At 60.9% G+C, this 15,669-nt stretch carries 17 protein-coding genes; 15 read left to right on the top strand and 2 right to left on the bottom strand.

Translation table 11 applies throughout. The features are described from left to right. Positions 1 to 55 precede the first annotated feature (55 nt). From hisD to hisIE, 10 genes are all read left to right on the top strand, one after another. Positions 56 to 1,357, top strand: coding sequence for a histidinol dehydrogenase (gene hisD, locus ACN19L_RS02665; RefSeq protein ID WP_426492003.1), 1,302 nt, complete (start codon positions 56 to 58; stop codon positions 1,355 to 1,357). 169 nt (positions 1,358 to 1,526) lie between these two features. Beyond that, positions 1,527 to 2,585 carry a histidinol-phosphate transaminase gene (gene hisC / locus ACN19L_RS02670; protein ID WP_426492004.1) on the top strand — a complete coding sequence of 353 codons (1,059 nt, stop codon included), beginning with the start codon at positions 1,527 to 1,529 and terminating at the stop codon, positions 2,583 to 2,585. Between the two features lie 80 nt (positions 2,586 to 2,665). Beyond that, complete coding sequence (locus tag ACN19L_RS02675) at positions 2,666 to 3,076, top strand: Imm50 family immunity protein (protein WP_426492005.1); 411 nt, start codon at positions 2,666 to 2,668, stop codon at positions 3,074 to 3,076. Between the two features lie 11 nt (positions 3,077 to 3,087). After that, a complete protein-coding gene (locus ACN19L_RS02680; protein WP_426492006.1) occupies positions 3,088 to 3,537 on the top strand; it encodes an AAA family ATPase in 450 nt (149 codons plus the stop codon). Further along, positions 3,527 to 4,288, top strand: a complete 762-nt coding sequence (locus ACN19L_RS02685; RefSeq protein WP_426492007.1) for a tRNA(His) guanylyltransferase Thg1 family protein — start codon at positions 3,527 to 3,529, stop codon at positions 4,286 to 4,288. The genes ACN19L_RS02680 and ACN19L_RS02685 overlap by 11 nt, the downstream gene beginning before the upstream one ends. Before the next feature lie 73 nt (positions 4,289 to 4,361). After that, positions 4,362 to 5,474 (top strand): bifunctional histidinol-phosphatase/imidazoleglycerol-phosphate dehydratase HisB, encoded by a 1,113-nt coding sequence (hisB, locus tag ACN19L_RS02690; protein ID WP_426492008.1) that lies wholly within the window; start codon positions 4,362 to 4,364, stop codon positions 5,472 to 5,474. A 222-nt stretch (positions 5,475 to 5,696) separates the two neighbouring features. After that, on the top strand, positions 5,697 to 6,287 hold the full coding sequence (gene hisH, locus ACN19L_RS02695; RefSeq protein ID WP_426492009.1) for an imidazole glycerol phosphate synthase subunit HisH: 591 nt from the start codon (positions 5,697 to 5,699) through the stop codon (positions 6,285 to 6,287). A 152-nt stretch (positions 6,288 to 6,439) separates the two neighbouring features. Further along, positions 6,440 to 7,156 carry a 1-(5-phosphoribosyl)-5-[(5-phosphoribosylamino)methylideneamino]imidazole-4-carboxamide isomerase gene (hisA, locus tag ACN19L_RS02700; protein ID WP_426492010.1) on the top strand — a complete coding sequence of 239 codons (717 nt, stop codon included), beginning with the start codon at positions 6,440 to 6,442 and terminating at the stop codon, positions 7,154 to 7,156. A gap of 118 nt (positions 7,157 to 7,274) precedes the next feature. Then, complete coding sequence (hisF, locus tag ACN19L_RS02705; protein WP_426492011.1) at positions 7,275 to 8,033, top strand: imidazole glycerol phosphate synthase subunit HisF; 759 nt, start codon at positions 7,275 to 7,277, stop codon at positions 8,031 to 8,033. A 118-nt stretch (positions 8,034 to 8,151) separates the two neighbouring features. Then, a complete protein-coding gene (gene hisIE, locus ACN19L_RS02710; protein ID WP_426492012.1) occupies positions 8,152 to 8,790 on the top strand; it encodes a bifunctional phosphoribosyl-AMP cyclohydrolase/phosphoribosyl-ATP diphosphatase HisIE in 639 nt (212 codons plus the stop codon). A 41-nt stretch (positions 8,791 to 8,831) separates the two neighbouring features. On the opposite strand, the gene ACN19L_RS02715 is transcribed toward hisIE, so the two are convergent. Then, positions 8,832 to 9,647 (bottom strand): hypothetical protein, encoded by an 816-nt coding sequence (locus ACN19L_RS02715; RefSeq protein WP_426492013.1) that lies wholly within the window; start codon positions 9,645 to 9,647, stop codon positions 8,832 to 8,834. Between the two features lie 174 nt (positions 9,648 to 9,821). Here ACN19L_RS02715 and ACN19L_RS02720 point away from each other — a divergent pair, with 174 nt between their 5' ends. The 3 genes from ACN19L_RS02720 (at position 9,822) to ACN19L_RS02730 (ending at position 11,647) form a co-directional block, all read left to right on the top strand. Next, positions 9,822 to 10,598 carry a glycosyltransferase gene (locus ACN19L_RS02720; protein WP_426492014.1) on the top strand — a complete coding sequence of 259 codons (777 nt, stop codon included), beginning with the start codon at positions 9,822 to 9,824 and terminating at the stop codon, positions 10,596 to 10,598. 12 nt (positions 10,599 to 10,610) lie between these two features. Further along, entirely contained in the window at positions 10,611 to 11,273 is a 663-nt protein-coding gene (locus ACN19L_RS02725; RefSeq protein ID WP_426492015.1) for a lipid-A-disaccharide synthase N-terminal domain-containing protein, read from the top strand. Positions 11,274 to 11,518: 245 nt separating this feature from the next. Beyond that, positions 11,519 to 11,647, top strand: coding sequence for a hypothetical protein (locus ACN19L_RS02730; RefSeq protein ID WP_426492016.1), 129 nt, complete (start codon positions 11,519 to 11,521; stop codon positions 11,645 to 11,647). 110 nt (positions 11,648 to 11,757) lie between these two features. On the opposite strand, the gene ACN19L_RS02735 is transcribed toward ACN19L_RS02730, so the two are convergent. After that, the gene (locus ACN19L_RS02735; RefSeq protein ID WP_426492017.1) at positions 11,758 to 12,759 is read right to left on the bottom strand and encodes a GDP-mannose 4,6-dehydratase; all 1,002 of its coding nucleotides are present in this window, start codon (positions 12,757 to 12,759) and stop codon (positions 11,758 to 11,760) included. Positions 12,760 to 12,944: 185 nt separating this feature from the next. On the opposite strand from ACN19L_RS02735, the gene ACN19L_RS02740 reads away from it, so the two are divergent. Beyond that, complete coding sequence (locus ACN19L_RS02740) at positions 12,945 to 13,838, top strand: glycerophosphodiester phosphodiesterase (RefSeq protein WP_426492018.1); 894 nt, start codon at positions 12,945 to 12,947, stop codon at positions 13,836 to 13,838. A gap of 85 nt (positions 13,839 to 13,923) precedes the next feature. Next, positions 13,924 to 15,600, top strand: a complete 1,677-nt coding sequence (locus ACN19L_RS02745) for an ArnT family glycosyltransferase (protein WP_426492019.1) — start codon at positions 13,924 to 13,926, stop codon at positions 15,598 to 15,600. Positions 15,601 to 15,669: the final 69 nt, after the last annotated feature.

Raw genomic sequence — 15,669 nt, forward strand, 5'->3', positions numbered from 1 at the left:
TAAATGGGTTTTGAAATACTAAGCACTAACAACTAAGCACCAAGCACTATTCCAGATGAACATCTTCCAATATCCATCCCAGCCGGAGTGGGCGGCGCTGCAGCAGCGGGCGGCCCAGCAGCAGGCCCAGGACGTGGAGCAGCGCGTGCAGCAGATTTTCGAGGACGTGCGCCAGCGGGGCGACGCGGCCCTGCTTGACTACGCCCGCCAGTTCGACGGGGCCGACCTTTCGGCTGGTCTGCACGTGGGGCCCGAGGAGCTGGCCGCGGCTGCGGCCCAGGTGCCTTCGGAGCTACAAACGGCCATCCGGCAGGCGCACGCCAATATTTTGCGCTTCCACAAAGCGCAAATCCCGCAGGAAGAGCGCGTGGAAACCATGCCGGGCGTGACGTGCTGGCGGCGGGCGGTGCCCGTGCAGCGCGTGGGCCTCTACATTCCGGGCGGCACCGCGCCGCTGTTTAGCACCCTTCTGATGCTGGGAGTGCCCGCCCGCCTGGCCGGCTGCCCCGAAATCGTGCTCTGCACCCCGCCCCAGAAGGACGGCTCGGTGAACCCCATCATCCTGTTCACGGCCCAGCTGCTAGGCATCAGCACCATCGTGAAAGCCGGCGGGGCCCAGGCCGTGGCCGCGCTGAGCGGCGGTACTGACTCGGTGCCGGCCGTGGACAAGATTTTCGGGCCCGGTAACCGCTACGTGACGGCCGCCAAGCAGCTGGCCACCCGCTACGGCGTGGCCATTGATATGCCGGCCGGCCCCTCCGAGGTGCTGGTTATTGCCGACGAATCGGCCACGCCGGCTTTCGTGGCCGCCGACCTGCTCAGCCAGGCCGAGCACGGCCCCGACTCGCAGGTGATTCTGCTGTCCGACTCGCTGTCGATGCTGGAGCAGACCAAAGCCGAGGTGGAGCGCCAGCTGCGCGAGCTGCCCCGGGCCGAGGTAGCCGCCCAGGCCCTGACCGAAAGCCGCGCCATCCTGCTGCGCACGCCGGAAGAAATGTTATACTTCTCGAACCAATACGCGCCCGAGCACCTGATTCTGGCCGTGCGCAACCCCGAGCAACTGGCCGAAGGCGTGACCAACGCCGGCTCCGTGTTCCTGGGTCACCTCACCCCGGAAGCCGTGGGCGACTATGCTTCGGGCACCAACCACACGCTGCCCACCAACGGCTACGCCCGCAACTACAGCGGCGTGTCGCTGGATTCGTTCCTGAAGAAAATCACCTTCCAGCGCCTCACCTCCGAAGGCCTGCTAAACGTGGGCCCCGTGGTAGAAACCATGGCCGAAGCCGAAGGCCTCCGCGCCCACGCCCGCGCCGTAACCCTCCGCCTGGAAGCCCTGGCCGGTGGGGAGCAGTAACGATTGGATGAAGTAGAACGTCATGCCGAGCTTGTCGAAGCATCTCGCTTGCCAACGCCAGATCGACAACCGCTCCATAGTCCAGGGTATAAACCCTGGGCTACTGAACCACCGCCGGCCGTTTTACAAAATCCGTGAAATCCGAATAATCCGTCTAAATCCGTGATTCATGTTCAACCTTGATAGCCTCGTACGCCCCAACCTGCGGGATATGAAGCCCTACTCGTCGGCCCGCGACGAATTCCAGGGCGAGGCCCAGGTCATGCTCGACGCCAACGAGAACAGCCTCGGCAGCGCCGGCCCCGACCAGTTCAACCGCTACCCCGACCCGTTGCAGCGCGCCGTGAAGCAGGAGCTGGCCCAGTTCAAAGCCGTGCGCCCCGAGCAGATTTTCCTCGGCAACGGCTCCGATGAAGCCATCGACCTGCTGGTGCGCCTCACCTGCGTGCCCGGCCACGACAGCCTGCTCATCCTGCCGCCCACCTACGGCATGTACGAGGTGGCCGCCAACCTGAACGATGTGCGCGTGGAGCGCCTGCAACTGACGCCCGACTTCCAGCTCTCGCCCGAAATCGTGGCCGGCGTGCTGGCTTCGGATGCCAAAATCGTGTGGCTCTGCTCGCCCAATAACCCTACCGGTAACCTGCTCCACGCCGAGTATATGGAGGAAATTCTGCGCGGTTTCCGCGGGCTGGTGGTGGTAGATGAGGCCTACGCCGATTTCGCCGCTGCCCCCAGCTGGACCACCCGCCTGGCTGAATTCCCCAACCTGGTGGTGCTGCAAACCTTCTCGAAGGCCTGGGGGCTGGCCGGCCTGCGCCTGGGCATGGCCTTCGCCTCGCCGGAAATCATCGGCTACCTCAACAAAATCAAGCCGCCCTACAACGTGTCGGAGGCTACGCAGCGGTTCGCCCTGCAGGCCCTGCGCGACGCCGACCGGTTTGAGGCGCTGCGCCGGCAGCTGCTGGTAGGCCGCGACTGGCTGCAGGAGCGCCTGCCCGCGTTGCCCATTGTGGCGGAGGTGTTCCCCTCGGATGCCAACTTCCTGCTGGTGCGATTCCGTCCCGATGCCACGGCCGTGTACGATTTCCTGGTTGCCCGGGGCATTATCGTGCGCAACCGCACTACCCAGCCCGGTTGCGCCGGCACGCTCCGCCTCACCATGGGCACCCCCGCCGAGAACGAGCTGCTGCTCCAAGCCCTGCGGGAGTTTGCGGTTGCGGGGTAGTATATATAAGGAGTAGAGCCCGACATGCTGAACGAAGTCAAAGCATCTCTACCGTTTCGTTCATTAATCAAGTCCGAGCCATGAGCGAAAATCCTGTGATTGGCCGAATAGCCAATGCGTCCCTAGTTCTTGAGCACTTCGGGTACTGGCCGAATTTCCACGATGCGGAAGTAAAGAAGGTGGCCTTTGAAGCTAATCCGGGCTATTATCCGACAGTTACTTTCGTACTAGCCGCATTTCAGTCGTCTGCGTCAACCGATGCGCAGGGATATTTTCGTCAGGTCAAGCACTGCGAAATCGAACTTCGGTTCACGGGCATCAAGGAAATCGACTTTGATGGATTCAGTCATCAGAACGTCATCTTTAATTTAAAATTTGATGAGCAAGGCATCGACCTTATCTGCACACTTGAGTCGTCTGTCGGTTTGGATGCTTGTGTTAAAGCTGAAGCAGCTGAAATTGTAAGTCTGACCCCGACACTTCTTATCTAACATACCTTACCATGCAGCTTGTGCTGTTCTGCGGAATTCAGGCTACCGGAAAATCGACGTTTTATCAACAGCGGTTTTTCCATACGCACGTGCGCATCAGTATGGACCTGCTGCGGACGCGCCACCGGGAACGGCGGTTGCTAGAGTTGTGCCTGGAAACCCAGCAGCGTTGCGTGATAGATAACACGAACCCCACGCAGGCTGAGCGGGCCGTATATCTGTCGGCGGCCCGGGCGGCGGGGTTTGAGGTAGTTGGCTATTTCTTTCAGTCGGTGGCGGCGGAGGCACTGGTGCGCAACCAGCAGCGTCCGCCGGAACGGCAGATACCCGACAAGGGTATTCGGGCCACCCGCAATCGGCTGGAGCTGCCTACCCGCGCTGAGGGCTTCGAGCAGCTATACTTTGTGCGCCCGCTCGGCAATCAGGAATTCGACGTGACCAACTGGCAGGATGAAATTTAATGACCTCGACGCGCGACTGCGCGTATTCGAAACCGCCCACGACCATTGCGCGTTGCCTGGCCTGTATCTGGTGGCGCGCCTGGACGGCCGTGGGTTTACCCGCCTGACCAAGGAAGTACATCCGTTTGAAGCTCCCTTCGATGTGCGCATGCGCGACTATATGGCTGAAACCACCCGGCACTTGCTGGAATGTGGTTTCCGAATCGTGTACGGCTATACGCAAAGCGACGAAATTTCCCTGCTGCTGCATCCTTCGGAGGACTCTTTCGGCCGTAAGCTGCGCAAGTACACGTCGGTACTGGCGGGGGAGGCTTCCGCCAAATTCTCGCTGCTGCTCGGTGATATAGGAGTATTTGACTGCCGAATTTCCCAGTTGCCGCGCCGGGATAATGTGGTAGACTATTTTCGGTGGCGCCAGGAAGACGCTGCGCGCAACTCCCTGAATGCGCATTGCTACTGGTTGCTGCGCAAACAGGGTAGCTCTGTAGCCGAAGCTACGGTGCAGGTGAAAGGCCAGCGCACCGCAACCAAGCACGATTTGCTTTTCGCGCACGGTATTAATTATAATGAGTTGCCGGCCTGGCAAAAGCGGGGTCTGGGTTTGTACTGGGAAGAGTATCCGAAAGCCGGCCTCAACCCGCACACGCAGGAGCCCGTGGAAACGATGCGCCGGCGGCTCGCACTTAATCTGGAGTTGCCGTTGGGCGATGCCTACGCGGATTTCATCCGAACCCTTTTGCCAGCCGACTGAGTAAGTCGGCCGTTGTTTCACTGTTTATTTCCGGCTGTCGGATTGTAGTGGTTCGGCACCAAGAATTCTCTTCATGAAAAAAGTACTCTTCATTGACCGGGACGGCACCATCCTCATCGAGCCGCCGACGGATTTCCAGGTGGACGCGCTGACGCGGGAAAAATTTCAGTTTGTGCCCGGTGCCATCACCGGCCTCTCGCGCATTGCCCGCGAGCTGGATTACGAGCTGGTGCTGGTGAGCAACCAGGACGGTCTCGGCACCGAGAGCTTCCCGGAGGATACCTTCTGGCCGGCTCACACCATGATGCTCGACGTGCTACGCTCGGAAGGAGTGGAGTTCGTGCGCGAGCATATCGACCGGAGCTTTTCCCACGAGAACCTGCCTACCCGCAAGCCCGGTACCGGCATGCTCACTCAGTACCTAGGCGAGGGCAGCGGCTATGACCTCAGAAACTCCTTCGTCATCGGCGACCGGTTGACCGACGTGGAGCTGGCCCAGAACCTGGGCTGCCAGTCTATTCTGCTGAAGCCGGAAGGGGAGGGCGACGAGCGCGCCGCGCTGACCACGATGAGCTGGGAGAAAATATACCAGTTTCTGCGGCTGCCCGCCCGTACCGCCGTGGTACAACGTGACACCAACGAAACCAAAATCAGCATCGAGCTGAACCTCGACGGCAACGGCCGCTCCGAGATGCACACCGGCCTGGGCTTCTTCGACCACATGCTCGACCAGCTCAGCAAGCACTCGGGCGTGGATATGAAAATCACGGTGCAGGGCGACCTGCACATCGACGAGCACCACACCATCGAGGACACGGCCATTGCTTTGGGCGAAGCCTTCACTCAGGCCCTCGGGGATAAGCGCGGCCTGGCCCGCTACGGCTTCCTGCTGCCCATGGACGACGTGCTGGCTCAGGCCGCCATCGACTTCTCGGGCCGCCCCTGGATTGTGTGGGATGCCGAGTTCAAGCGCGAGAAAGTAGGGGATATGCCTTGCGAAATGTTTTACCATTTCTTCAAGAGCTTCTCCGACGCCGCCCGCTGCAACCTCAACATCAAAGCTGAGGGCCAGAACGAGCACCACAAGATCGAAGCCATTTTCAAGGCCGTAGCCAAGTCCATCAAAATGGCGCTGGTGCGCGACGCCGGCCGCATGGAAATCCCCAGTACGAAAGGCATTTTGTAGTTTATCCATTTGTTTAAACAAATGGATAAAGAGCTGGTTACACGTGATTTGCACGCACAACTGTCATCCTGACTGAAGCGAAGGTCCTTACACCTTGCACCGATTCGTGCTACCGTAACAAGGCTTTCGGTTCCAGTCAGGATGATGATTTACAAGGGGAAACCTCCTTAAACATTTATTTAAACAAAAGATAAAGCAACGTCCTTCACTCGATATGTTCAAATGGAAATAGCCATAGTAGATTACAAAGGCGGCAACGTGCAGTCGGTGCTGTTTGCGCTGGAACGGCTGGGCGTGCAGGCCACGCTCACGGCCGACCACGATGTGATTCGCCGGGCCGATAAGGTGCTGTTCCCGGGTGAGGGCGAGGCCGCCTCCGCCATGCGGGAGCTGCGCGCCCAGGGCCTGCATGAGTTGCTGCCTACGCTCACGCAGCCGTTCCTGGGCATCTGCCTAGGCATGCAGTTGCTGGGCCGCCACACCCAGGAAGGTGGCGGCACCGAACTGCTCGGGATTCTGCCGTTCGACGTGGTGCGGTTTCCGGCCACGCCGGAATACAAAGTGCCGCACATGGGCTGGAACAACCTGCAGGCCTTGCGCGGTCCGCTGTTCGAAGGCCTCAGCGCCGAGGACTACGTGTACTTCGTGCACAGCTACTACGCCCCGGTGGGCGAGTACACCATTGCCGAGGCCTCGTACCCCGCGCCATTCAGTGCCGCCGTGCAGCACGAGAACTTCTACGCCGTGCAGTTCCACACCGAAAAGAGCGGTCCCGTCGGCACCCGCATCCTGGAAAACTTTCTCAAGCTGTAAGCCCGTGATAAAACAACGGTCATGCTGAGCCTGTCGAAGCATCTCTACCACTTCGTTGTGGTGGTATTTGATTACCCTCGGTAGAGATGCTTCGACAGGCTCAGCATGACGTTCTTTTGATCCGCTATCAGCACCAAGCATTAGACCCCAACATGGAAATAATTCCCGCAATTGACCTCATCAACGGCCAGTGCGTGCGCCTGACGGAGGGCGACTTTGCCCAGCAGACCACCTACGACGCCGACCCGCTGGCCGTGGCCCAACGTTTCGAGGCCGCCGGCGTGAAGCGCCTGCACCTGGTGGACCTCGACGGGGCCCGCGCCAAGCGCCCCGTGAACCTGCCCGTACTGGAGCGCATTGCCCGCCACACCAGCCTGCACATCGACTTCGGGGGCGGGCTGCAAAGTGAAGAAGCCGTACGCCAGGCCTTCGACGCCGGGGCCCGGCAGATTACCGCTGGCAGCATTGCCGTGCGTGAGCCCGAAACCGTGAATGGCTGGCTCCGCACGTTCGGGGCCGACCGCATCATCATTGGGGCCGACTACCGCGACAACCACATTTCCATCAACGCCTGGGCCGAGCAGAGCGAGCGGACCCTGCGGGAGTTCGTGGAGGGCTACCTGGCCAGCGGAGCCACCACCTTCATCTGCACCGACGTGAGCAAGGACGGCAAGCTCCAGGGCCCATCACTGGCTACGTACACCGAGCTGCGCGAGCAGCTGCCCGCCGCCCGCCTCATTGCCAGCGGCGGCGTGACCACCCTAGCCGACGTGGAGGCCCTGGCCGCCGTGGGTATGCACGGAGCCATCATCGGCAAAGCCATCTACGAAGGCACTATCACGCTGGAGCAGCTGCAGCCCTGGCTGTAGTCTTTGGTTTTTGGTAGGTGGTTTTTGGTTTATGGCTCAGTATCGAGAATCGTCACAGCTACTAAACCCTACCGAACATCTGCTAAAAACCAAAAACCACCTACCAAAAACCAATACAATGCTAACCAAACGAATCATACCCTGCCTCGACGTGAAGGACGGGCGCACTGTGAAAGGGGTGCGCTTCGAGGGCCTGCGCGACGCCGGCGACCCGGTGGCTTTGGCTGCCCGCTACGCCCGCGAGGGGGCCGATGAGCTGGTGTTCCTCGATATCACCGCCACCAACCAGAAGCGCGCCACGCTGGTAGCCCTGGTGCGCGACGTGGCCCGGGAGCTGGACATTCCGTTCACCGTGGGCGGCGGCATCGGCACCGTATCCGATGTGGAGGCCCTGCTGATGAACGGAGCCGACAAAGTAAGCATCAACTCGGCCGCGTTGGCGCGCCCCGAGCTGATTGACGAGCTGGCGGCCCGCTTCGGCTCCCAGTGCATTGTGGTGGCTGCTGATGCCCGCTACCACGACGCCGACGACTGGCAGATCTATACCCGGGCCGGCACCCACAACACGGGCCGCGACGCGGTGCAGTGGTGCCGGGAAGCTGCCGACCGGGGCGCGGGCGAAATCCTGCTGACCTCCATGAGCAACGACGGCACCAAGGACGGCTTCGCGCTGGACATCACCGGGGCCGTGAGCCGGGCCGTAACCATCCCGGTAGTAGCCTCGGGCGGCGCCGGCTCCAAGCAGGATTTCACTAATGTATTCCAGCAGGCCCACGCCGACGCCGGCCTGGCCGCCAGCATCTTCCACTTCGGCGAAATCGGTATCCGCGAGCTGAAAGAACACCTGCGCCAGGACGGCATTGCCGTGCGGCTGTAATCTGGTTGGTTTTTGGTGGCTGGTTTTTGGTTTTTGGCCTGGGGCGGAAAGTCGTTGCCAACAATCGAAATGAACCTCAACCAAAAACCAAAAACCACCCACCAAAAACCAACACGAAATGGATTTTGCCAAAATGCCCGATGGGCTGATTCCGGTGATTGTGCAGGATGCCCACACGGGGCAGGTGCTCATGTTGGGCTACCAGAACGAGGAAGCGCAGCGCGTGACCCGCCAGACGGGCCGCGTGACATTCTTTTCCCGCTCCAAGCAGCGCCTCTGGACCAAGGGCGAAACCTCCGGCAACTACCTCACCGTGGTGAGTGAGCACGAGGACTGTGACCAGGACGCGCTGCTCATCCTGGCCCGCCCCGATGGCCCCACCTGCCACCGGGGTACCACCAGCTGCTTTGAGCAGCCCCAGCAGACGCGCTACCCGGCCCCGGCCGTGAGCTTCGTGGCGGAGCTGGAGCGCCTGGTGCAGCGCCGCCACCAGCATCCCGACGAAGACCCCAAGTCGTACACCGCCTCGCTGTTTAGCAAGGGCATGCCCAAAATCGCCCAGAAAGTGGGAGAGGAGGCCGTAGAAACCGTCATCGACGCGGTGGGTGGCAACCTTGAAGGCCTGAAAGGCGAAGCTGCTGACCTCCTGTACCATTTGTTGGTCCTGCTGACGGCCTCCGGCCTGTCGATGGAAGACGTGGTAGAGGTGCTCAAGCAGCGCCATACCACCATTTCCGGCGGGGTGCGGCGGGAGTAGTTACTTTTCGTTGAGCTAGATGAAACGCTGCCGGTGCCTTATCAGGTACGGGCAGCGTTTTTCCATTTCTTTAAACGAATGGGCACAGCGGCCAAAACGCCGATACCCGAGCCCCGCACGGACAGCGTTACGGCTCCCCGCTGGGAATTATAAGTGTATTGTACCGGTACCCGCATCATCGTTGTTAATCCCTGATTTAGAAACAGGCTAATGTTGAAACGTTCCCGGCCCAAACGGTAAAATCGGGCCGTGGCCCCGGCGGTGAGAAATGCGCCCCAATGCCGGATAATACTGGGCTGCTGACGAAACACAATGGTATCCTGAGGCGATACAAAACCGGCACTCAGGTTACATGTCTGACAAAAGCCACGAACGTAGTTCATCCCGCCGCCCGCAAAGGCGTCTATACGGATACTGTACACGTATTGCTCGGCTGCGGTAGGTAAGGGTTGAAAATCAAAACGCGCCACGGGCCGACTCACCAGCAAGGGAAGTCGGTCAAGATAGACTCCGACAGCACGGCCAGCGTAAGCTCCTCCGTATGCTCCGTTGCTTTGTGCTTTAGGTATCTGGAGTGTATAGCCCCATCCTAGTGCCCCGCCCGAGTAACCGAATGAAATGCCAGTGTCATTTTGTAGTTGTAAGCGAACCATAGGGGCTAAAAACGGATTTAGCAGGAACGCATGTCCTTTGAAGGGTCGTTTGCCTACCCCGAAATGTCCTCCTTCCGCATACGCATACTGACCGCCTATCTGGAGGTCTAAAGAGAGCTGCTGAGCCTGGGTTTGACTAGCGAGGCCAATCAGGAGGGTTAGTATTGTTGTGTTTGGGATAACATAAGGGCTGACGGTTGCCATATGCCTGTTATAGATAGTGTCGATTGGATTTGCTTGCGCTAACGTAATGTTTATAGCAATATATATAACTGACGAGCAAAAGATGCTGCCATCCGTTCGGCCGCTTTTGCGTATGGGCAGGTACCGTGCCCGAAACCTTGCGTACCTTGCGCCCCGTTTTACCCCTCTGTTTCTATGTCTGCTGCTCCCGACCGCGCTGCCTACCTTGCCTCCCAAAGTCTGACGGTATTGGTACCCGTCTATAACGAAGAAGAAAGCCTGGGGCAGTTTGTGGTGGAGATGGACAAGTTTCTGGCCGAAACGCCGGTGCCGACCACCGTGCTGTTCGTTAACGACGGCTCTACCGACGGTTCCCTGGCCATTCTGCGCGACGTGTGCCGCCAGAAGCCGCAGTATGAGTTCATCAGCCTAAGCCAGAACCGGGGCCTGAGCACCGCCGTGAAAGCCGGTATCGACCACGCCCGCACCACGCTCATCGGCTACATCGACTCCGACATCCAGACCACCCCGCTCGATTTCCTGACCTTTTTCGAGTTCTTTCCGGAGTTCGACATGGTGAACGGCATCCGGGCCAAGCGGCAGGATACGTTCGTGAAGAAGATGTCGTCGCTGGTGGCCAACACCGTGCGCCGCACGCTCATCAACGACGGTATTCAGGATACGGGCTGCCCGCTGAAAATCATCAAAACCGAGCATGCCCGCCGCATTCCGCTGTTCCATGGCATGCACCGCTTCCTGGGGGCGCTGGTGCAGCTGCAGGGCGGCCGGGTAAAGCAGCTGCCGGTGCGCCACTTCCCGCGCTTCGCGGGTACGGCCAAGTACAACCTCTGGAACCGGGCCTGGAAGCCGCTGGTGGATACATTCGGGTTCCGCTGGATCCGCAGCCGCTGGAAGAACTACGAAATCGGGGAGGCCCACCGCCAGGATGCCGGCGTGGCTGCCGCCCAGTAACCCCGAGGCGCTATGACAACGCAAACCGTTGCCCTGGGCATTGGGCTGGTGTCGCAGCTGTTGTTTTCCAGCCGCATTGTGCTGCAGTGGATTCAGAGCGAGCGGGCCAAGCGGGTATTGGTGCCCACCTTGTTCTGGCAGATCAGCCTGATTTCCTCGTTTCTGATGATTGTGTACGGTATCCTGCGCCACGACCCGGTGATTCTGGGGGCGCAGGTCATCAGCTACGCCATCTACATCCGCAACCTGCAGCTGCTGGGCGAATGGCGTAAGCTGAACCCGTGGTTCCGGGCCGGGGCCTACGTGTTTCCGGTAGCCATGCTGGCGTGGTTTGTGGCCGGCAACCAGCACTTCAGCCTGCGGGCCATGCTGGGCAGCCGCATTCCGGGCGGGCTGCTGGCACTGGGGGCCGTGGGGCAAACCATTTTCCTGCTGCGCTTCGTGTACCAGTGGCTGTACTCCGAGCGCAAGGGCGAATCCACGCTGCCCCTGAGCTTCTGGGTGATTAGCTTCGTGGGTTCGGTGCTGATTCTGGTGTACGCCTTTTTGCGCTGGGACGCCGTGCTCATTATTGGCAACGTATTCGGCACGGTGGTATACGCCCGCAACATTGTGCTGCTGCGCCGCGAATTGCGCCGCACGGCTACTGATGAACTCAGAGCACCAGTTCGGTAGATAAGATACGGGTGATAAAACAAGCGGGAGCGGGGCTAATAGTTCCGCTCCCGCTTGTTTGCTGTGTACAGACCCTAAAAACCGGGTGTAGGGGTCGTTGTCGGCCCGAAATGCGTGTGTATCTTTGAATCAAGCGTACGGTAAACACCCCGCCAACACGGTAGCCTATAAACGGCGAAACCCCGACTGTTGGCGCAATCGGGGTTTCAAGAAGCGGGTGAATACACACCCTATCTTCTTACTCCATGAGAAAGGTGCGTACGAACCCGAAGCAAACCGTCCGTCGGTTTCTTCGGGAGAACAAGTCCCTGCTGCTGCAGGTGGCGTTGTTTGTGGTAAAAGAGTGGCTGCTGCCGCTGCTTACCCACAAGTAACAGTTCGGATAGGGGGCGGGGCCTGGGGCTCAGCCCCCTATTTTGGTAAGCAGCCGCTTGCTGCTCCAGGCAAATGTACGGGGTTTGAAAAAAATTGGTGCGCCGCCCCGCTAAAATTTACTGTCTACCACGGCTCTGGCTGGTAGCAGGGGCTGGTCAAGCCACTGCACGAAGCGGGCCAATCCATCGGATAAGGTAGTTTTTGGGGCGTAGCCCAGCAGCCGCTGGGCCTTGCTGATGTCAGCGTAGGTGATGTCCACGTCGCCGGCCTGCATGGGCTGGAATGTCAGTTCAGGGGCTATGCCCACGGCCTGGCCTACGGCGGCAATCAAGTCCAGCAAGGCTACCGGCCGGCTGTTGCCCAGGTTTACGGTTTCGTACACGCCCTGGTGCCGCAGCAGATATTCCACGCCCCGGGCAATGCCATCCACGGTATCCAACACGAAGGTATAGTCGCGGGCCGTGCTGCCGTCGCCGTACACGGGAATGGGCTGTCCGTCCTGCAGGAGGCGCACAAACTTATGAATAGCCAGGTCGGGGCGCTGCCGGGGGCCGTACACGGTGAAAAACCGGGCATTGAGCACATCCAGCCCGTAGAGGTGGTGATAAGTGTAGGTGAGCTGCTCGCCACTGAGCTTAGAAGCGGCGTAGGGCGAGATGCAGGCCGCCTGCAGGTTCTGCTCCTCCCGGAAGGGCTGCTCCCGGGTGTTGCCGTACACGGAGGACGAGGAGGCAAAAAACAGCTTGCTAATGTCGCGCAGGCGCATCCATTCCAGCAGGTGAGTAGTGCCGAGCACGTTGTTTTCCAGGTAGCCGATGGGATCCTGCACCGAGGGGCCGACGCCAGCCTTGGCCGCCAGGTGTACGACCACCTCAACGGGGTCGGCGGGCAGCGAATCCACCAGCGCATCCAGCCCCCGGCGTAAATCGGCTTCGTGAAAGCTGAAGCGGGGGTGGGCCAGGCAGGCGGCCAGGTTCTGTTGCTTCTGGGCCTGGGAATAGAAGGGGTCGAAGTTATCCAGGCCTACTACGCGGTGCCCGTCGTGGAGCAGGCGCTCGGCCAGATGCGAGCCGATAAAGCCCGCGCAGCCCGTTACCAGAATGGATGCCATGCGTGAGATGCAGGGGAAAAAGAGAGTAGAAGAACAGTGTCCGTGAGGGTGGGGGCGCAAAGGTAAACGGAATTACCCGCCGCCGGTTATCCTCCGTATAGGGAGAATGCTGCTGCGCCGGAGCTGTTTTCCGCTTGGCGAGGCTGCGGGGGCCCGGGGCCTGGTACTGTTTTTATCCTCTGTGTATGCGCCTGCGCTGTTCTACTCTTTTCTGGTGCGGGGTACTGGCCCTGGGGGGCCTGCCGGCTCCAGCGGCCCGGGCGGGGGCCGCCGACGAACCCGTTGCGCCGACGGCCCCCGCCCGGGCAACGCTGGTTATCGGACATGCCGGGTCTGGCTTTTTTCACTTTTTCAATTCCCTGCCGCCCAGTAGCCTGCGCGGCATCCGCCGGGCCCTGCACCGGGGTGCAGATGGGGTAGAAGTGGATGTGCGGCTCAGCCAGGACAGTATTCCGGTGCTTTACCACGATAATGCTCTCGCCTCCATGACCATTGGCACGGGCTGCGTGAGCCAGACCCCGGCCGCCGAGCTCACCCGGCTGCGCTACCGGGGCGGCTGGCCCCACGACTGGCTGCAGCACGAGAAACTACTGACGCTGGAAACCCTGTTGCAGCAGTTGCGTCAGCAGCCCCGGTTCCCGTACCTGCACCTGGATTTGCATGAGGACGACGACTGCAATGCCCATGATACCGCCCGCAGCCAGGCCCTGGCCCGCCGGTTGCGGGAGCTGCTAACCCGCTACCAGGTGCCCCTCGACCGGGTACTGATCCTGACTAACCGGGCCAGCACATTGGCTTATTTGGCCACACTGCTGCCGCAGGTGCCACTGGGGCTGGAAATGAATGCTACCTACGCAACCGATCTGGCTACGCTGCAGCAACAGCCCGGCGTGCGGGTGGCGGTGCTGCACAAGGATAAGATCACGCCCGAGCGGTCGGCCGAGCTGCATGCGCTGGGGCGGGAAGTGGTAGTGTTTGGTGGCCGCTCCGCTCGGGCCGTCCGGCGGGTAGTTGCCACCGGCCCGGACGCCTACGAAGTCGATAACGTCCGGCAGCTGCGGGCAGCTTTGCGCCGCTAGCACGCCGTGTTGCCCGGCGGATTGTTTCTTTGCGGTAGCCCCCGGCTGCGGTAAGCGGGGGCAGCGCCTATTCATTCCCTCCCTTATGATACTACAACAACTGGCGCAGTCGCGCTGGGGCCGGCTGCTGGCCGTGCTGGTGGTGTGCGGAAGCAGTTTCTTTATCCACGGAGATGCTCCGGCCGTGAGCCTGATGGAGTCCCGCAATTTTGTAGCTGCTCGCGAAATGGTGGCGGGGGGCTCCTGGCTGATTCCGACCATGAACGGGGAATTACGCCTGGCTAAGCCCCCGCTGCCTACCTGGGCCGTGGCCGCGGTACAGCTGTTTACCGGTCCCACGGCCGATTTAGGTTTGCTGCGGCTCCCGGCTGCGCTGGCGGCTACCTTGTTGGTTTTGTTCTTCTGGGGGCTGGTGCGGGAACTCACCCGACACCAGCCCGCCGAAGGTGCGGCCCCCGGGCGCACGGCTTGGCTGGCGGCCCTGGTGCTGGCCAGCAGCCTGCTGGTGATTACCACCGGGCGGGAAGGACAATGGGATATTTTTGCCAATAGCCTGCTGATAGGAGGGGTGTGGCTGCTGGTGCGCGGCTGGCAGCGCGTAGGCGCGGGTACCGGCAGCCTCTTCGGGGCCGGGGTGCTCGTGGGACTGGCAATGCTCAGCAAAGGCCCGGTGCCCCTGTACGGAATCCTAGTGCCCTTTCTGGGGGCCTACCTGCTGGGCCAGCCCCGCCACCGGCAGGTGGTAAGGCAGCACACGGCCGCTACCATGCTGGCCGTGCTGGTGGCTCTGGTCGTGGGGCTGAGCTGGCCGGTATATGTCTGGGCCCACGTGGCTCCCGTAGCCCGGGCAGTTGCCCGTACCGAAGTCTCCTCCTGGGCCGACCGGCACGTGCAGCCGTTCTGGTACTACTGGTCGTTCTTTGCCTTTACCGGATTGTGGGCTTTGGTAGCCCTGGCCTCACTGGTCACCACTTACGCCCGGCCCCGGCTGCGGGCCTTTATTCCGTACGGTGTTGCCTTGGCGTGGGTGTTGGGGGGGCTGGTGCTGCTGAGTGTGGTGCCCGAGAAGAAAGAACGGTACATGCTCCCGTTGATGCCACCGCTGGCCCTGCTGATTGCCGGGCTGCTGCGCTACTGGGAAAGCCGCCCGGTCCGGGAGTGGTCCCGGACCGATGGGTGGTTGCTTAAAAGCTGGGGAGGACTGCTGGCGGCCGTATGCGCCGCGCTGCCAGTGGCATTGGGGTGGGTGTCCCTGTCCGGGTTTGAAGTCGGGACCTTTCGGTTTATGCTGGTGAGCCTGGTATTCGGAGGAGTAGCGGGGGGGCTGATTGTGCACGTGGTGCGAGGCGTGCGCCCGGTTAGGCTGGTGGGAGCCACGCTGCTCGTCACGGGTGCCGTTACGGGATTACTGATGCCCGTGTATCCGGTGTGGGAGGCCCGCAAGGCCACTGCCAGTCTGCCGCGCATGGAGAGCGTGGGGGGGAAGTCGGCGTATGCCGGGGTTTCCCGGTGGTACAGTCTGGATACCATGCACGTGAAACAGGTGTGGGCGGCCGGGCGGGCGGTACCCATCTGGCACCCCACTGATAGCTCCCTGGCGGCACTCCCGGGCAGAGTGGTGGTAGTGGCTGGCTCATCCATCCAAAAGAAACTGCCGGCTGGCTGGGAGCGTCGGGTCAGGATCAGCCAGCCGGACAGCTTCTACCTTGGCCGGGATGAGAAATCAGGCTACTGGCTGATATGCCGTTTGGATCCAATTTGATATTTCAGCAAACAGAAGCATTACTTACTGTTAATAAGTGGGTTATGTAAAATATTTGATTAACATAAT

This window comes from Hymenobacter sp. 102, assembly GCF_049949205.1.
In the GTDB taxonomy this organism is placed as follows: Bacteria; Bacteroidota; Bacteroidia; order Cytophagales; family Hymenobacteraceae; genus Hymenobacter.